This window comes from Brevibacterium sanguinis, assembly GCF_003315415.1.
GTDB classification, from domain to species: domain Bacteria; phylum Actinomycetota; class Actinomycetes; order Actinomycetales; family Brevibacteriaceae; genus Brevibacterium; species Brevibacterium celere_A.
In genome coordinates this window covers 157,071-169,589 of record NZ_QNSB01000002.1, presented here as the reverse complement: position 1 = coordinate 169,589, position 12,519 = coordinate 157,071, and the positions used below count along the sequence as shown (strand labels likewise).

12 protein-coding genes are annotated in these 12,519 nt (G+C 69.5%); 11 read left to right on the top strand and 1 reads right to left on the bottom strand.

Annotated features, from left to right (window positions below):
* The first annotated feature begins 98 nt into the window (after positions 1 to 98).
* The 11 genes from DFO65_RS03295 (at position 99) to DFO65_RS03245 (ending at position 11,398) form a co-directional block, all read left to right on the top strand.
* Positions 99 to 3,143: a Na+/H+ antiporter subunit A gene (locus DFO65_RS03295; RefSeq protein ID WP_113903004.1), complete on the top strand. Its 3,045-nt coding sequence runs from the start codon at positions 99 to 101 to the stop codon at positions 3,141 to 3,143.
* Positions 3,140 to 3,664: a Na(+)/H(+) antiporter subunit C gene (locus DFO65_RS03290; protein ID WP_245940443.1), complete on the top strand. Its 525-nt coding sequence runs from the start codon at positions 3,140 to 3,142 to the stop codon at positions 3,662 to 3,664. Before DFO65_RS03295 ends, DFO65_RS03290 begins: the two co-directional genes overlap by 4 nt.
* Positions 3,661 to 5,244 (top strand): Na+/H+ antiporter subunit D, encoded by a 1,584-nt coding sequence (locus DFO65_RS03285; RefSeq protein ID WP_113903003.1) that lies wholly within the window; start codon positions 3,661 to 3,663, stop codon positions 5,242 to 5,244. The genes DFO65_RS03290 and DFO65_RS03285 overlap by 4 nt, the downstream gene beginning before the upstream one ends.
* Entirely contained in the window at positions 5,241 to 5,843 is a 603-nt protein-coding gene (locus tag DFO65_RS03280; protein ID WP_113903002.1) for a Na+/H+ antiporter subunit E, read from the top strand. The genes DFO65_RS03285 and DFO65_RS03280 overlap by 4 nt, the downstream gene beginning before the upstream one ends.
* On the top strand, positions 5,840 to 6,370 hold the full coding sequence (locus tag DFO65_RS03275; protein WP_113903001.1) for an MrpF/PhaF family protein: 531 nt from the start codon (positions 5,840 to 5,842) through the stop codon (positions 6,368 to 6,370). Before DFO65_RS03280 ends, DFO65_RS03275 begins: the two co-directional genes overlap by 4 nt.
* A complete protein-coding gene (mnhG, locus tag DFO65_RS03270; RefSeq protein WP_113903000.1) occupies positions 6,360 to 6,755 on the top strand; it encodes a monovalent cation/H(+) antiporter subunit G in 396 nt (131 codons plus the stop codon). Before DFO65_RS03275 ends, mnhG begins: the two co-directional genes overlap by 11 nt.
* Positions 6,745 to 7,497, top strand: coding sequence for a response regulator transcription factor (locus tag DFO65_RS03265; protein WP_113902999.1), 753 nt, complete (start codon positions 6,745 to 6,747; stop codon positions 7,495 to 7,497). Before mnhG ends, DFO65_RS03265 begins: the two co-directional genes overlap by 11 nt.
* Positions 7,494 to 8,927: a sensor histidine kinase gene (locus tag DFO65_RS17360; RefSeq protein ID WP_113902998.1), complete on the top strand. Its 1,434-nt coding sequence runs from the start codon at positions 7,494 to 7,496 to the stop codon at positions 8,925 to 8,927. Before DFO65_RS03265 ends, DFO65_RS17360 begins: the two co-directional genes overlap by 4 nt.
* Positions 8,924 to 9,616: a hypothetical protein gene (locus DFO65_RS03255; protein WP_113902997.1), complete on the top strand. Its 693-nt coding sequence runs from the start codon at positions 8,924 to 8,926 to the stop codon at positions 9,614 to 9,616. The genes DFO65_RS17360 and DFO65_RS03255 overlap by 4 nt, the downstream gene beginning before the upstream one ends.
* On the top strand, positions 9,613 to 10,866 hold the full coding sequence (locus tag DFO65_RS03250; protein WP_113902996.1) for an N-acetylglucosamine-6-phosphate deacetylase: 1,254 nt from the start codon (positions 9,613 to 9,615) through the stop codon (positions 10,864 to 10,866). Before DFO65_RS03255 ends, DFO65_RS03250 begins: the two co-directional genes overlap by 4 nt.
* A 61-nt stretch (positions 10,867 to 10,927) precedes the next feature.
* Positions 10,928 to 11,398 (top strand): cysteine hydrolase family protein, encoded by a 471-nt coding sequence (locus tag DFO65_RS03245; RefSeq protein WP_113902995.1) that lies wholly within the window; start codon positions 10,928 to 10,930, stop codon positions 11,396 to 11,398.
* A gap of 134 nt (positions 11,399 to 11,532) precedes the next feature.
* On the opposite strand, the gene DFO65_RS03240 is transcribed toward DFO65_RS03245, so the two are convergent.
* Positions 11,533 to 12,441, bottom strand: a complete 909-nt coding sequence (locus DFO65_RS03240) for a glycine betaine ABC transporter substrate-binding protein (protein WP_113902994.1) — start codon at positions 12,439 to 12,441, stop codon at positions 11,533 to 11,535.
* Positions 12,442 to 12,519 lie beyond the last annotated feature (78 nt).

The window sequence follows — 12,519 nt, the reverse complement described above, 5'->3', positions numbered from 1 at the left end:
GACGCCCCTCGCGATTGGGACATGAGCCGTCGTCCATGAGAAAATCCTCGGAGAACGGAATCTGGGATCCATGACGGAGGTGTCCGCCGGTGATAACCATGACAGCAGTCTTCCTTGTGGCTGCTGTCCTGGCGTTCCCGCTGGTCAGGCTCATCGGGCGCTCCGCCTTCCTCCTCCTGGCCCTCGTTCCCGCCGCGGGACTGGCCCTCAGCGTGTCGAAGGCCCCGGCCATCCTCGGCCCCGGCGGTGCCCCCTGGGTGGAGAACCTCGACTGGCTGCCGGAGCTCGGACTCGAAGGCGTGTTCCGCCTCGACGTCCTGTCGTGGATCATGAGCCTGCTCGTGACCGGGATCGGCGCCCTCGTCTTCGTCTACTGCACCCGCTACTTCCCGGCCGACGAACCGGGTCTCGCCCGCTTCGCGGCCGTGTTCATGGCATTCGCGGGGATGATGTACGGACTCGTCGTCGCCGACGAGCTCCTCATGCTCTACCTCTTCTGGGAAGGCACCACGGTCTTCTCGTACCTCCTCATCGGCCACAGCCAGTCCCGCCGCCGCTCCCGGCAGGCCGCACTGCAGGCGCTCATCGTCACCACCGCCGGCGGGCTCGCGATGTTCGTGGGCATGGTCCTGCTCATGAGCGTGACCCGGACCGGGCGGATCTCCGTCCTCGTCGAACGCGGTGCGGCCGGCGTCGACACCGGACCGGTCATCGTCACCGCCGTCGTCCTCATCCTCGTCGGTGCGGTGTCGAAGTCGGCGCTGCTGCCGTTCCACTTCTGGCTGCCCGGGGCGATGGCGGCGCCGACGCCCGTCAGCGCGTACCTCCACGCGGCCGCGATGGTCAAGGCCGGGATCTACCTCGTCCTGCGCCTGGCTCCGGGGTACCACACGCTGCCCGGCTGGTCGGAGATGCTGCTCACCCTCGGCCTGCTGACGATGTTCATCGGCGGCTGGCAGGCGCTCAAGCAGACCGACCTCAAGCTGCTGCTCGCCTTCGGCACCGTCTCCCAGCTCGGCTTCCTCATCACGATGTCGTCCTTCGCCGGCCGCGACATCACCCTGGCCGCCCTCGCCCTGCTCATCGCCCACGCCCTGTTCAAGTCCTGCCTGTTCCTCTGCGTGGGCATCATCGACCACCGCGCCGGCACCCGTGACCTGACGAAGCTCTCCGGCGGCTGGCGGGCATTCCCCGTCGTCGCCGTCTGCGCGACGATCGCGGCCGCCTCGATGGCCGGGCTGCCGCCGCTGTTCGGCTTCGTCGCGAAGGAGGCGGTGTACTCGACCCTCCTCCACAGCGGTGACAAGGCGTCGATCATCGCGCTCATCGGGGTGATGATCGGCTCCACCCTCACCGTCGCGTACTCGGCGCGGTTCGTCTGGGGCGCGTTCTCCTCGAAGGAGGGCGTCGAGGACATCGCCCGCCGCGAGGAGAACGTCACCCTCGTCGTCGCCCCGCTCATCCTCACGGTCCTCACGATCGCCCTCGGCCCCGCGGCCTCCATGGCGGATCGCCTCTTCGTCGCCTGGACGTCCCAGCTCCCGGCGGACCACCCCTCCGACGGCGGCTACCATCTGGCGCTGTGGCACGGCCTCGAGCCCGCGCTCGGCCTGTCCGCGGTGACGGTCGCGGCGGGCCTCGGGCTGTTCGTCGTCCGCGACGCCTTCGCCAAGGTCCAGTCGACGCTGCCCTCGGGATTCGAGTTCCAGCTCCTCTACCGCCGGCTCATCAACGGCATGGAGGCCTCGGCGCTCTGGGTCACCTCCCACACCCAGCGCGGTTCGCTGCCGTTCTACCAGAGCGTCATCTACCTCGTCCTCGTCGGCGGGGTCGGCCTGGCGGTCCTCGTCAACGACACGTGGTCCATCGACTTCCAGCTCTTCGCCTCCCCTCTCGACTTCATCGTCGCCCTCGTCCTCATCGTCGTCGCGATCTCGGCCACCCGGGCGAAGAAGCGCTTCACCGCCGTCGTCGTCGTCGGGATCTCCGGCTACGCGATGGTCATGTTCTTCGCGTTCACCGGCGCCCCCGACCTCGCGCTCACCCAGGTGCTCGTCGAGACGATCACGATCGTCGTGTTCGTGCTCGTCCTGCGCCGTCTGCCCGCCCGGATCGGCGAGTCGACCGGCCGCTTCACCCCCGCCTGGCGGGCGATCATCGGCGGCAGCGTGGGCGTGACGATGATGCTCGTCGTGCTCATCGCCGCCGGTGTCCGGGTCGGCGACCCCGCCTCCGTCGACTTCGGTCGACTCGCCTACGAGATCGGGCACGGGAAGAACATCGTCAACGTCACCCTCGTCGACATCCGCGTCTGGGACACCCTCGGCGAGATCTCCGTGCTCGTCGCCGCCGGCACCGGAGTCGCCGGACTCATCTTCGTGCGCGGTCGGGAGGGCCACCTGAGCCGACTGGCCACGGCCCACGACCCGCGGGAGCTGCGCGGACGGATGCGGTTCCAGCCCGTCGTCGAGGACATCGCCGGTCCCACCGGCTCCGAGACCGAGGACGTCCAGGAGAGGCGCGCCTCCTGGCTCATCGCCGGACGCACCCTGGCCCCGCGCAACCGCTCGATCATCCTCGAGGTCACGGCGCGACTCATCTTCCACGCCGTGCTCGTCTTCTCCGTCTACCTCCTCTTCGCCGGACACAACGCTCCCGGCGGCGGGTTCGCCGGCGGCCTCGTCGCCGGCCTGGCCCTCATCGTCCGCTACCTCGCGGGCGGGAAGTTCGAACTCGCCGAGGCGGCGCGCTTCACTCCCTCGGGACTGCTCGGAACCGGACTCATCCTCGCCGTCCTCACCGGGATCGGCGGCTGGATCTGGGGAGACACCGTGTTCCGCTCGGTCTTCATCGAAGGAGACGTCCCCGTGCTCGGCCACCTTCACTTCGGCACCCCGACCTTCTTCGACATCGGCGTCTACCTCATCGTCGTCGGCCTGATGCTCGACATCCTCCGCTCGCTGGGCGCCGAGGTGGACCTGCACCAGGAACGTGACGAGGCCCTCCTGTCCTCCCGCCTCGATGAGTCGTTCAACCTCTCGGAGAACCTCGGGCCGCAGGCCGGACACGAAGCCGTGTCGACGATCCTCGACCGGGTCAACCACCTCGACGTCGACAACGGCGCGGAAGGAGGGCGACTGTGAGCCTGCCCTTCATCCTCGTCCTGGCGATGGGCGTCCTCTTCGCCTGCGGCATCTACCTCATGCTCGAACGCTCCCTGACCCGGGTGCTGCTCGGCTTCATCCTCCTCGGCAACGGCGTCAACCTGCTCATCGTGCTCACCGCCGGGCGCGGCTCCGCGCCGCTGACCGACGGCGTCGACCTGTCGACCGTGGGCATGTCCGATCCGCTGCCGCAGGCGCTCGTCCTCACCGCGATCGTCATCACCTTCGCGGTGACGGCGTTCCTCCTCGCGATGATCTACCGCTCCTGGCGCCTGGTCAGGGCCGACTCCCTCCAGGACGACGCCGCGGACCTCCAGGTCGCGATCACGAGGATCATCGACTCCGAGGCGGAGGCGAGCACCGAGTACGACGACACGGAGTTCGGCGACGAGGCGGAGAGTCCGATCGTCGGCGCCGTCGACCTCGACCAGGACGGCCGCCGGGTCGACCGGATCACTGCGCCCGGGCCGTCGACGACCGAGCGGGAGGACGATCGATGACCGAACTCCTCTCCGTCCTCGTCCCGCTCCCGGTCCTGCTGCCGCTGCTCGGCGCGGGACTGGCGCTGGCGCTGTCGCGCCACTCCCGGGCGCAGAACGTCGTCTCGATCGTCGTCCTGTCCGCCGTGATGATCATCGCGTTCATCCTCCTGTTCGGGGTCGACCGGGAGGGCGCGCAGGTCGTGGCGATCGGCGGCTGGCAGCCCCCGGCGGGCATCGTCCTCGTCGCGGACCGGCTCTCGGTGCTCATGCTCGTCGTGTCCTCGATGGTCACGCTGTGCGTGCTCGTCTACGCGCTCAGCCAGGACGCCTCGGACGACTCGAACGAGACCCCGATCTCCGTCTTCAACCCCAGCTACCTCGTGCTCTGCGCGGGTGTCGCCAACGCGTTCCTCGCCGGGGACCTGTTCAACCTCTACGTCGGCTTCGAGATGCTGCTGCTCGCCTCCTATGTGCTCCTCACCCTGGGGGCGACGGCCGAGCGCATCCGGGCGGGAGTGACCTACGTCGTCGTCTCGCTCGTCTCGTCGATCATCTTCCTCACCGCGATCGGCGTCATCTACGCCGCGTGCGGGACGGTGAACATGGCGCAGCTCTCCGAGCGCCTGGGCCAGCTGCCGGCCGACGTGCAGATGATCCTCCACGTCCTGCTGCTGCTCGGGTTCGGCATCAAGGCGGCGGTGTTCCCGCTCTCCTTCTGGCTCCCCGACTCGTATCCGACGGCGCCGGCACCGGTCACCGCGGTGTTCGCGGGACTGCTGACGAAGGTCGGCATCTACGCGATCATCCGCACCGAGACCCTGCTCTTCGTCGACAGCTCGCTGCGGGTGCCGCTGCTCGTCGCGGCGGCGCTGACGATGCTCGTGGGCATCCTCGGTGCGATCGCGCAGTCGGAGATCAAGCGGATCGTGTCGTTCACCCTCGTCTCCCACATCGGCTACATGCTCTTCGGCGTGGCCCTGGGGACGACGTTCGGCCTGGCCGCGGCGATCTACTACACGGTCCATCACATCATCGTCCAGACCGCGCTGTTCCTCGCCATCGGCATGGTCGAGATGCGCGGGGGGTCCACCTCGACGCGGTCCCTGGGCGGGCTGATGGTGCTCTCACCGCTGCTGACGATCGTCTTCTTCATCCCGGCGCTCAACCTCTCCGGGATCCCCCCGTTCTCGGGATTCATCGGGAAGGCCGCCCTCTTCGCGGCCGGCTTCGCGGGAGAGGACTGGCTCAACGTCACGCTCATCGTCGTCGGCACGGTGACCAGCCTGCTCACCCTCTACGTCATCGGCCGCACCTTCAACCTCGCCTTCTGGCGCGATCCCGCCGATGCCGAGGAGCCCACGGAGGAGCTCGTCGCGGAGTTCGCCGAACGCAAGCAGGTCCTCCGGGCCGGCGGGACGTGGACCCCGACGATCGGGGTGCCGGGACCGATGTTCTGGGCGACCTCGGGGATGGTCCTCGCCTCCCTCGCGCTCACCGTCGGCGCGGAGCCGCTGTGGGAGCTGTCCCTGCGGGCGGCGGAGAACCTCTCCGAACCGCTCAACTACGTCAACCAGGTGCTCGGAGGTGACGCCGCATGAGCCCCCACCGCGCCCGCGCGCCCCGCCAGCCCCACCGCGCCAGGGGATTCGTCCAGCAGCTCGTCCTGCTCTTCTCCCTCGTCGTGCTCTGGGTGATGCTCTGGGACACCGTGTCCGTGCTCAGCGTCGTCAGCGGACTCGTCGTCGCGATGATCATCGTGCGGGTGTTCTACCTGCCGCCGGTCATCCTCTCCGGCCGCTTCAACGTCGTCCATGCCTTCGTCTTCGCGATGTGGTTCCTCCACTCCCTCGTCCTCGCCTCCGTCGGGGTGGCGCGGATGGCGTTCCGACCGCGCGCCGTGGGCGCGGGCTCCGTCATCGCCTGCGACCTGAGGACGAGTTCGGACCTGCTGATGACGCTCATCGCCGACACCGCGAGCCTGATCCCCGGCTCGATCATCATCGACGCCGACCGCGCCCACGGTGTGCTCTACCTCCACGTCCTCGACGCCGACTCCGAGGAGAAGGTCCTCTCCGCGAAGCGGGAGGTCTACGTCATCGAACGGCTGCTCATCCGGGCGCTCGGCTCCCACCGCGACCTCGCGGAGCTGCGGATGAATCCGGATCCGATGGCCCGGGCCGACGGAGGTGCACGATGAACGGCATCCTCCTCGACACCATCGTCATCGCGACCTCCCTGCTGCTCGCCGCCTCGGTGGTCCTGGCGCTCTACCGCGTCATCCGCGGCCCGTCGATCCTCGACCGCATGATCGCCACCGACGTCGTCCTCGCCTCGATGATGTGCGGACTCGGCGGGTTCATGGCGATGACGGGCAGGACGGACCTGCTGCCGGTCCTCATCGTCCTGGCGATGCTCGGCTTCGTCGGCTCCGTGAGCGTGTCCCGGTACGTGTCGAAGTCCGATTCCATGACCACCGGCGCCGAGGTGGGCTCCCTCGGCGACTTCTCCGCCTCCGACTGGCACGTCGGCGCCCAGGACGAGGCCCCCGGCGATGCCGACGCCCAGTGGCCCGACGATGTCGCACGCGGCATCGCGAATGTCAGCGACGGACCCGCCGGGGTGACCGTCGGCGACGACGAGGCCCACCAGACCTCGACCCGGCCGGCGGGGGCCGACGACCACGACGAGCGGCTGACGGGTGAAGGAGGCCGCGATGGCTCTTGACATCATCTCGGCAGTGCTCGTCCTCCTCGGCGGGATCCTCTGCCTGGCGGCGGGACTGGGTGTCCTGCGCTTCGCCGATCTGCTCTCACGCATGCATGCGAGCGCGAAACCGCAGGTCCTGGGCCTGATCCTCGTCGCGATCGCCATCGCGATCCAGTTCCCGTCATGGGCGACGGTGACGACTCTGGCCATCATCATCTCGTTCCAGCTCGTCACGATCCCGGTGGCCACGCACATGGTCGGGCGCGCAGGGTATCGCACCAAGCACCTGCGTCGTTCTATGCTGTACCGGGATGAGCTGGCCGAGGCCGTGGATCGTGCGGAGGCGAGGGAGATCGCCAGAGAACGCCGGCGCGAACACGGAACGGACGAGAATGACGGTTGAACGTGAGCACGATTCCAGGCCACTGGTCCTGGTCGCCGATGACGAACCCGATGTCCTCGGCGCGGTCGTGCCGTTCCTCGAGAGGTCCGGTTTCCGGGTCCTGGCCGCCGGCGACGGACTCCTCGCCCTCGACGAGATCCACCGGCACCGTCCCGACGTCTGCGTGCTCGACGTGCTCATGCCCGGTGCGGACGGCAGGCAGGTCCTGCGCCGGCTGCGGCAGGAGGAGAACTGGGTTCCCGTCCTGCTCCTGACCCAGGTGGGCGAGGCCGTCGAGCGGGCGATGGCGCTCGAGGAGGGCGCCGACGACTACCTCAACAAGCCCTTCGACCCGCACGAGCTCGTCGCCCGGATCCGCGCCGTCCTCCGCCGCACCCGCAACGACGGCCCGCCCCTGGCCACCGCCCCGGTGCTCGTGTCGACCTTCGGCCTGCGCGTCGACCGGGTGAGCCGGCGGGCCTGGCTGGGCCAGCGGGAGCTCGTCATCACCCCCAAGGGCTTCACCCTGCTCGAGTACCTCATGGTCCATCGCGATGAGCTCATCGAGCGCAGCCGGCTGCTCGAGGTCCTGTGGGGGTTCGAGGAGGCCGTGGGCACCCGTGCCGTCGATTCCCGGGTCGCCGAGCTGCGGCGCGTGCTCGGAGAGGATGCGGCCGAACCGCGCTGGATCGCGACGGTGCAGGGACGCGGATACCGATTCGTCGGCGAGGTCCGCGGCGACGACGGGCGGAGGCGAGCATGACCCAGTTCCTCGTCATCGAGGTCCAGGTGTGGCTGTTCCTCGTCCTGCTGGCCCTCGTCCTCATCGGCCTGGGCCTCGGCGCGTTCTTCGGCTGGCGGCACCTGCGCCGGCGCGAGGCCCGGATGCGGGAGTCCATCGAGACCGCCGCCGCCGAGGAGTCGATGGCCAAGCGCAACCGCATGCTCATCCGCCTCGACCACGAACTGAAGAACCCCCTGACGGCCCTGCGCACCTCGGCGGCGACGATCCGTCAGATCGTGCGGGAGGACGGCACCATCGCCGAGGTGGAGCCTGCCGCGAAGCAGGTCGACGTGTCCTCACGGCGGGTGGCCCGGCTGCTCGCCGACCTGCGGAAGCTCGCCGACGTCGAGACCCGCGTCATCGAGTACACCCGCGTCGACCTCGACCGCCTCATCCACCAGGCCGTCGAGGACGCCTCGACGGCGCCGGGCGCCGAGGACCGGATGATCGTCGCGACCGTCGCGCGTGCCCCGTGGCGCCTGCCCGACGTCGCCGGCGAGGAGGACCTGCTGCTCACGGCGATCCTCAATCTGCTCGGCAATGCCCTCAAGTACTCCTCTCAGGGCGAGGTGGTCGAGCTGCGCGCCAATGAGCAGATCATCGACAATCACCGGTGGGTCGTCGTCGAGGTGGCCGACACCGGCAGCGGCATCCCGCTCGCCGAGCAGGAGCAGGTGTGGGACGAGCTCTCCCGCGGCTCCCGGGTGCGGGCGGTGGCCGGCTCGGGCATGGGGCTCTCGCTCGTCCGGGCGATCGTCGCCCGCCACGGCGGATCCGTGCAGCTGTTCAGCCAGGAGGGCGTGGGCACCTCGGTGCGTATGGTGCTTCCGGTCCTCGGCGATGCGATGCCGGTGACCGTGCCGCAGATGTCCGACGGCGTCAACCGGGCCGCCGCCGGCTCCCGACCGGTCCAGCCCGTGCAGAACCCCGACATGCGCCATGCTCCCGGCTTCCTGCCGCCCCGGCAGCCGAGCGAGGCCGAACTCCAGGGACGGATCCTCGGCACTCCGCGGCGGACCTCGAAGCGGCGACTGGAGCGCGTCGACGGCAACCTCATCAACCGCTCGACAGGGGAATCGGTGAGCGGAGGGTTCCCGCCGGACTCCGGTCAGCATTCGCAGTTCAAACCTCCCCGGCGCGATCCCGTCGGCAACGGACCTGTCGGGCCGGGGCCCGCGCAGAGCGGTCCTGTTCCCAGCGGACCGGTCGGCAGCGGGCCGGTCCCCAGCGGCCCTGTTCCCAGCGGGCCGGCCGGGATGCCGCAGCGCGGCCCGCAGAGCGGGCCCGTCCCCACCGGCAGCGGACCGGCCGCACCGGCCTATCCGCCGGTTCAGCCGACCCGACCGCCGCACGATCCCTCGCAGCCCTACCCCAGCCGCCGCGACCTGCGTTCGGGCAACGGGTCATGACCTCTCGGTCCCGCACCCTGACCGCGGTCGGAGCCGCGGCCGCCCTCGGCCTCGTGCTCAGCGGCTGCTCGGCGCTGCACATCCGCACGGCGGAACGGGACTCGGGCCCCGTCCGGGTGGCCGTGCAGGAGACCGCCGGCGAGGACCCGACGCCCGAACCCACCGACGGAGGGATCCCCGAGGGGATGAGCCGAAGCACCTTCAACCTCGGCGCCGAATGCCCCGTGACTGTGAGCTTCGCCGTCGGCTCCGACTGGACCCAGGCCTCGACGACCGATTCCTTCCACGTCCTGTCCCGCGGCGACTCGATCGCCCAGGGCGACGTCATCATCGTCAACTGCTCGCAGGCCTTCGACGACTCCCCGCAGGCCGTGGTCGACTCGCAGAAGAAGTACTCGTTCTCGGAGCAGGGCTCGATGGTCCAGGCCGAGCACTCGGGAACGATCGATGCCGGCTCCTACTGGACCTACCAGGGAGTTCTCGGCCCCACCGAGATCTTCGCGATCGATCAGAAGTCCACGGTGATGTACGGGGCGCGCATCGGCTACCAGACCAACGGCCGTCTCGTCGACATCGGCGTCGAGATGCGCGCGCTCGAGACCGACGTCGAGGCCGCCGAGGACTTCAAGGCGATGCTGCCGACCATCGAGATCGACGGGAACGGACTCGAGACCCCGACGTTCCGATGAGCGCTGTCACTGACGAACCGGTGGGTCCTCGCGCCGAGGTGATCGTCCACAGCGCCGTCATCCTCGACGGACCCGAACACGCCCCCGCGGTGCTCCGTGCGCAGACCTCGCAGTCGACCGGAGGCGTCGCCGACGGCTGGATCGCCGTCGCCGACGGCGTCATCACCGCCCGCGGCCGCGGAACCGACTGGACGGGACTGGTCACCTCGGCGACGGTCGAGGTCGTCGACGCGGCGGGAGCACGACTGGCCCCGGCCTACGTCGACATGCACTGCCACGGTGCCGGCGGGTTCGGTGCCGAGGACGGCGCGCACGGGCTGCCCGGACTGCTCGGGGTCCACCGCGCGCACGGGACCGGTCGGATCGTCCTGTCCTTCGTCGCGGACACCGTCGAGAACCTGTGCCGGTCCCTGGTCGAGGCCGCGCGGACGACGGCCGGCGACCCGATGGTGCTCGGACTGCACGCCGAGGGCCCCTTCCTCGCCCCCGGCTTCCATGGCGCCCACCGTCCTGAGGCGCTGACGGCACCCACCGCCGAGGCGGTCGACCGGATCCTCGCCGCCGCAGACGGAGCCCTCGTCCAGGTCACCCTCGCCCCCGAACTGCCCGGGGCGCTCGAGGCGATCAGCCGATTCGTCTCGGCCGGGGTGAAGGTCGCGGTCGGGCACACGGGTGCGACCTGCGCCGAGGCGGCGCGGGCCTTCGACGCGGGCGCGAGCATCCTCACGCACACCTTCAACGGGATGCCGGGCATCCACCACCGGGAGCCGGGGCCGATCCTCGCAGCCGTCGACGCCGGGCACGTGACCCTCGAGCTCATCGCCGACGGCGTCCACGTCGACCCCGCGGCGATGCGGATGATCGCGGCACTGGCTCCCGGCCGCATCGCCCTCATCTCCGATGCCCTCCCGGCGACGGGGATGGGCGATGGCCCCTTCCGCCTCGGTGGGCGTGCCGTGCACGTCGAGGAGTCGATCGCCCGCGTCCTCGATCCCGAGGGACGGCCGGGAGCGCTGGCGGGATCGACGCTCACCCTTGATCGGGCGGTGGCGCGTGCGGTGGATGCGGAGGCGATGACCCCGCTCGAGGCGGTCCGGGCGGCGAGCCTCGTGCCATTTCGGGCACTCGGCCTCGTGGACCGGGATTCCGGTGCGCTGCTCGACGTCGGTCGAACCGCTGACTTCCTGCTCCTCGACGACGGGATGGCGGTTGGCCGGGGGTGGATCGGCGGAGATCCGCTTCCGCGCTGAGGCGCGGCCTCGGCGGGGGCGCGGTTCCCCGCCGAGCCGGTCACATGGCACGATAGGGACCATGGATGCCCTGCTCCTCATCGACACCGACGACATCAGCTTCACCTCCGACGAGGCGGCCGAGACCCTCGGCGGAATCGTCGCCCGCACGCGCGCGGTGGGCGGAGTGCTCATCTTCGCCTCGACGAACGACGAGGTCGCCGAGCGCGACGACGAGGAGCTGAGCATCTTCGGTCCCGACGAGGAGGACCTCATCCTGCGCTCGGAGACCCCGGACATCTTCGAAGGCATCGACGACCTGGCCGCGGGCCTCCACGATCTGGCCGTCGACCGGATCGTCGTCGCGGGCGCCGACGACGGCCCCGGTTCAGTGTGGGCCTCGGCGATGGCCGCTCTCGTCTGCAACTTCGACGTCATCGTCCTCTCCGACGCCGTCATCGACAGCGACGGTCGAGCCGTCGACTGGATGGCCGCGGCCGAGGAGGCCGGGGCCATGGTCAAGCGCACCGCCGACACCTGGCTGCGGATGTAGGACGGCAGGCCCCGAAGCACGGAGCGCAGGAGAGTGGCCCGCGAGCTTGACGCCCACGGGCCACTCTCGATCCCTGCGGTCGGCAGCCGTACCGGAGCCGGCAGCCGCGCCGACGCACGCGCCGGCGGAGTCTCCTACTCGGTGACGATGCCCTCGTAGGCGTCCGGGTGGCTCTTCAGCCACTCGGCGACCGCCTCGTCGCCCTTGTCCTTGTACTTGTTGACCACGAGGTCCTCGAGGGAGCCGTACTCGGCGTCGTCGAGCTTGATCTTGCCGATGTACTCGGCGGCCTCCGGGAACTCCTCGGCGAAGCCCTTGGTGGCCGTGAAGTGCAGCTTCTCCGGCGAGCCCATGGCACCCTTGGGATCCTCGAGGTCCTTGACGTCATAGGTGTTGTTGGCCCAGAACGGACGCCACAGCGTGACGACGATGTCCTCCTTCTTCTCGATCGCATTGCCGAGCTCGGTGAGCATGGCCGCCGTCGAGGAGGTGACGAGCTTGTACTCACCGTCGAGGCCGTATTCGGGCATCATCGAGTCCTGGGTCTGCTTCGTCAGACCGGCTCCGGGTTCGATGCCGACGATCTCACCGCCGAAGCGATCGGCCTGCCCCTTGAGGTCCTCGATGGAGTTGATGTCCTCCATGTAGGTGGGAACGGCGATCGTCAGCACGGCGTTCTCATAGTAGGCTCCGACGTCCTCGAGCTGATCGCCGTATTCCTCCATGTACTGCTTGTGCGTGACCTCGGGCCACGACGACGGATACATGTCGACGTCCCCGTTGGCCACACCGGCGTAGAGGACGGCGGCATCGCTGAAGGTCTCCGTCTCGACCTCGAATCCCATCTTCCCGAGCTGGTCCTCGAGGAGGTAGGAGATGCTCTCGCCGTCGGTCCACCCCGTGACGTAGCCGAGCTTGATGGTTCCCTTGTCGCCTCCGCCTTCGCCTCCGCTGTCCTCACTGGCCTGCTGCGAGCAGCCGGTGAGCGCCAGCGCCAGCACTGCTCCCACAGCGGCGATCTTCGCGCCGAGATGCTTCTTCATGGTGGTCCTTTCCTCGAATCACTTCATTGGATGGTCGTGGAACTTCTCTGGAGCAGATGGAAAATCGTCCGTCGACTG

Excerpts from the sequence above, each read along its gene's own strand:
- DFO65_RS03295 (WP_113903004.1), top strand. The coding sequence starts at position 99 with ATGACAGCAGTCTTCCTTGTGGCTGCTGTCCTGGCGTTCCCGCTGGTC.
- DFO65_RS17360 (WP_113902998.1), top strand. The coding sequence starts at position 7,494 with ATGACCCAGTTCCTCGTCATCGAGGTCCAGGTGTGGCTGTTCCTCGTC.
- DFO65_RS03255 (WP_113902997.1), top strand. The coding sequence starts at position 8,924 with ATGACCTCTCGGTCCCGCACCCTGACCGCGGTCGGAGCCGCGGCCGCC.
- DFO65_RS03240 (WP_113902994.1), bottom strand. The coding sequence starts at position 12,441 with ATGAAGAAGCATCTCGGCGCGAAGATCGCCGCTGTGGGAGCAGTGCTG.
- DFO65_RS03265 (WP_113902999.1), top strand. The coding sequence starts at position 6,745 with ATGACGGTTGAACGTGAGCACGATTCCAGGCCACTGGTCCTGGTCGCC.
- DFO65_RS03280 (WP_113903002.1), top strand. The coding sequence starts at position 5,241 with ATGAGCCCCCACCGCGCCCGCGCGCCCCGCCAGCCCCACCGCGCCAGG.
- DFO65_RS03275 (WP_113903001.1), top strand. The coding sequence starts at position 5,840 with ATGAACGGCATCCTCCTCGACACCATCGTCATCGCGACCTCCCTGCTG.
- DFO65_RS03250 (WP_113902996.1), top strand. The coding sequence starts at position 9,613 with ATGAGCGCTGTCACTGACGAACCGGTGGGTCCTCGCGCCGAGGTGATC.
- mnhG (WP_113903000.1), top strand. The coding sequence starts at position 6,360 with ATGGCTCTTGACATCATCTCGGCAGTGCTCGTCCTCCTCGGCGGGATC.
- DFO65_RS03245 (WP_113902995.1), top strand. The coding sequence starts at position 10,928 with ATGGATGCCCTGCTCCTCATCGACACCGACGACATCAGCTTCACCTCC.
- DFO65_RS03285 (WP_113903003.1), top strand. The coding sequence starts at position 3,661 with ATGACCGAACTCCTCTCCGTCCTCGTCCCGCTCCCGGTCCTGCTGCCG.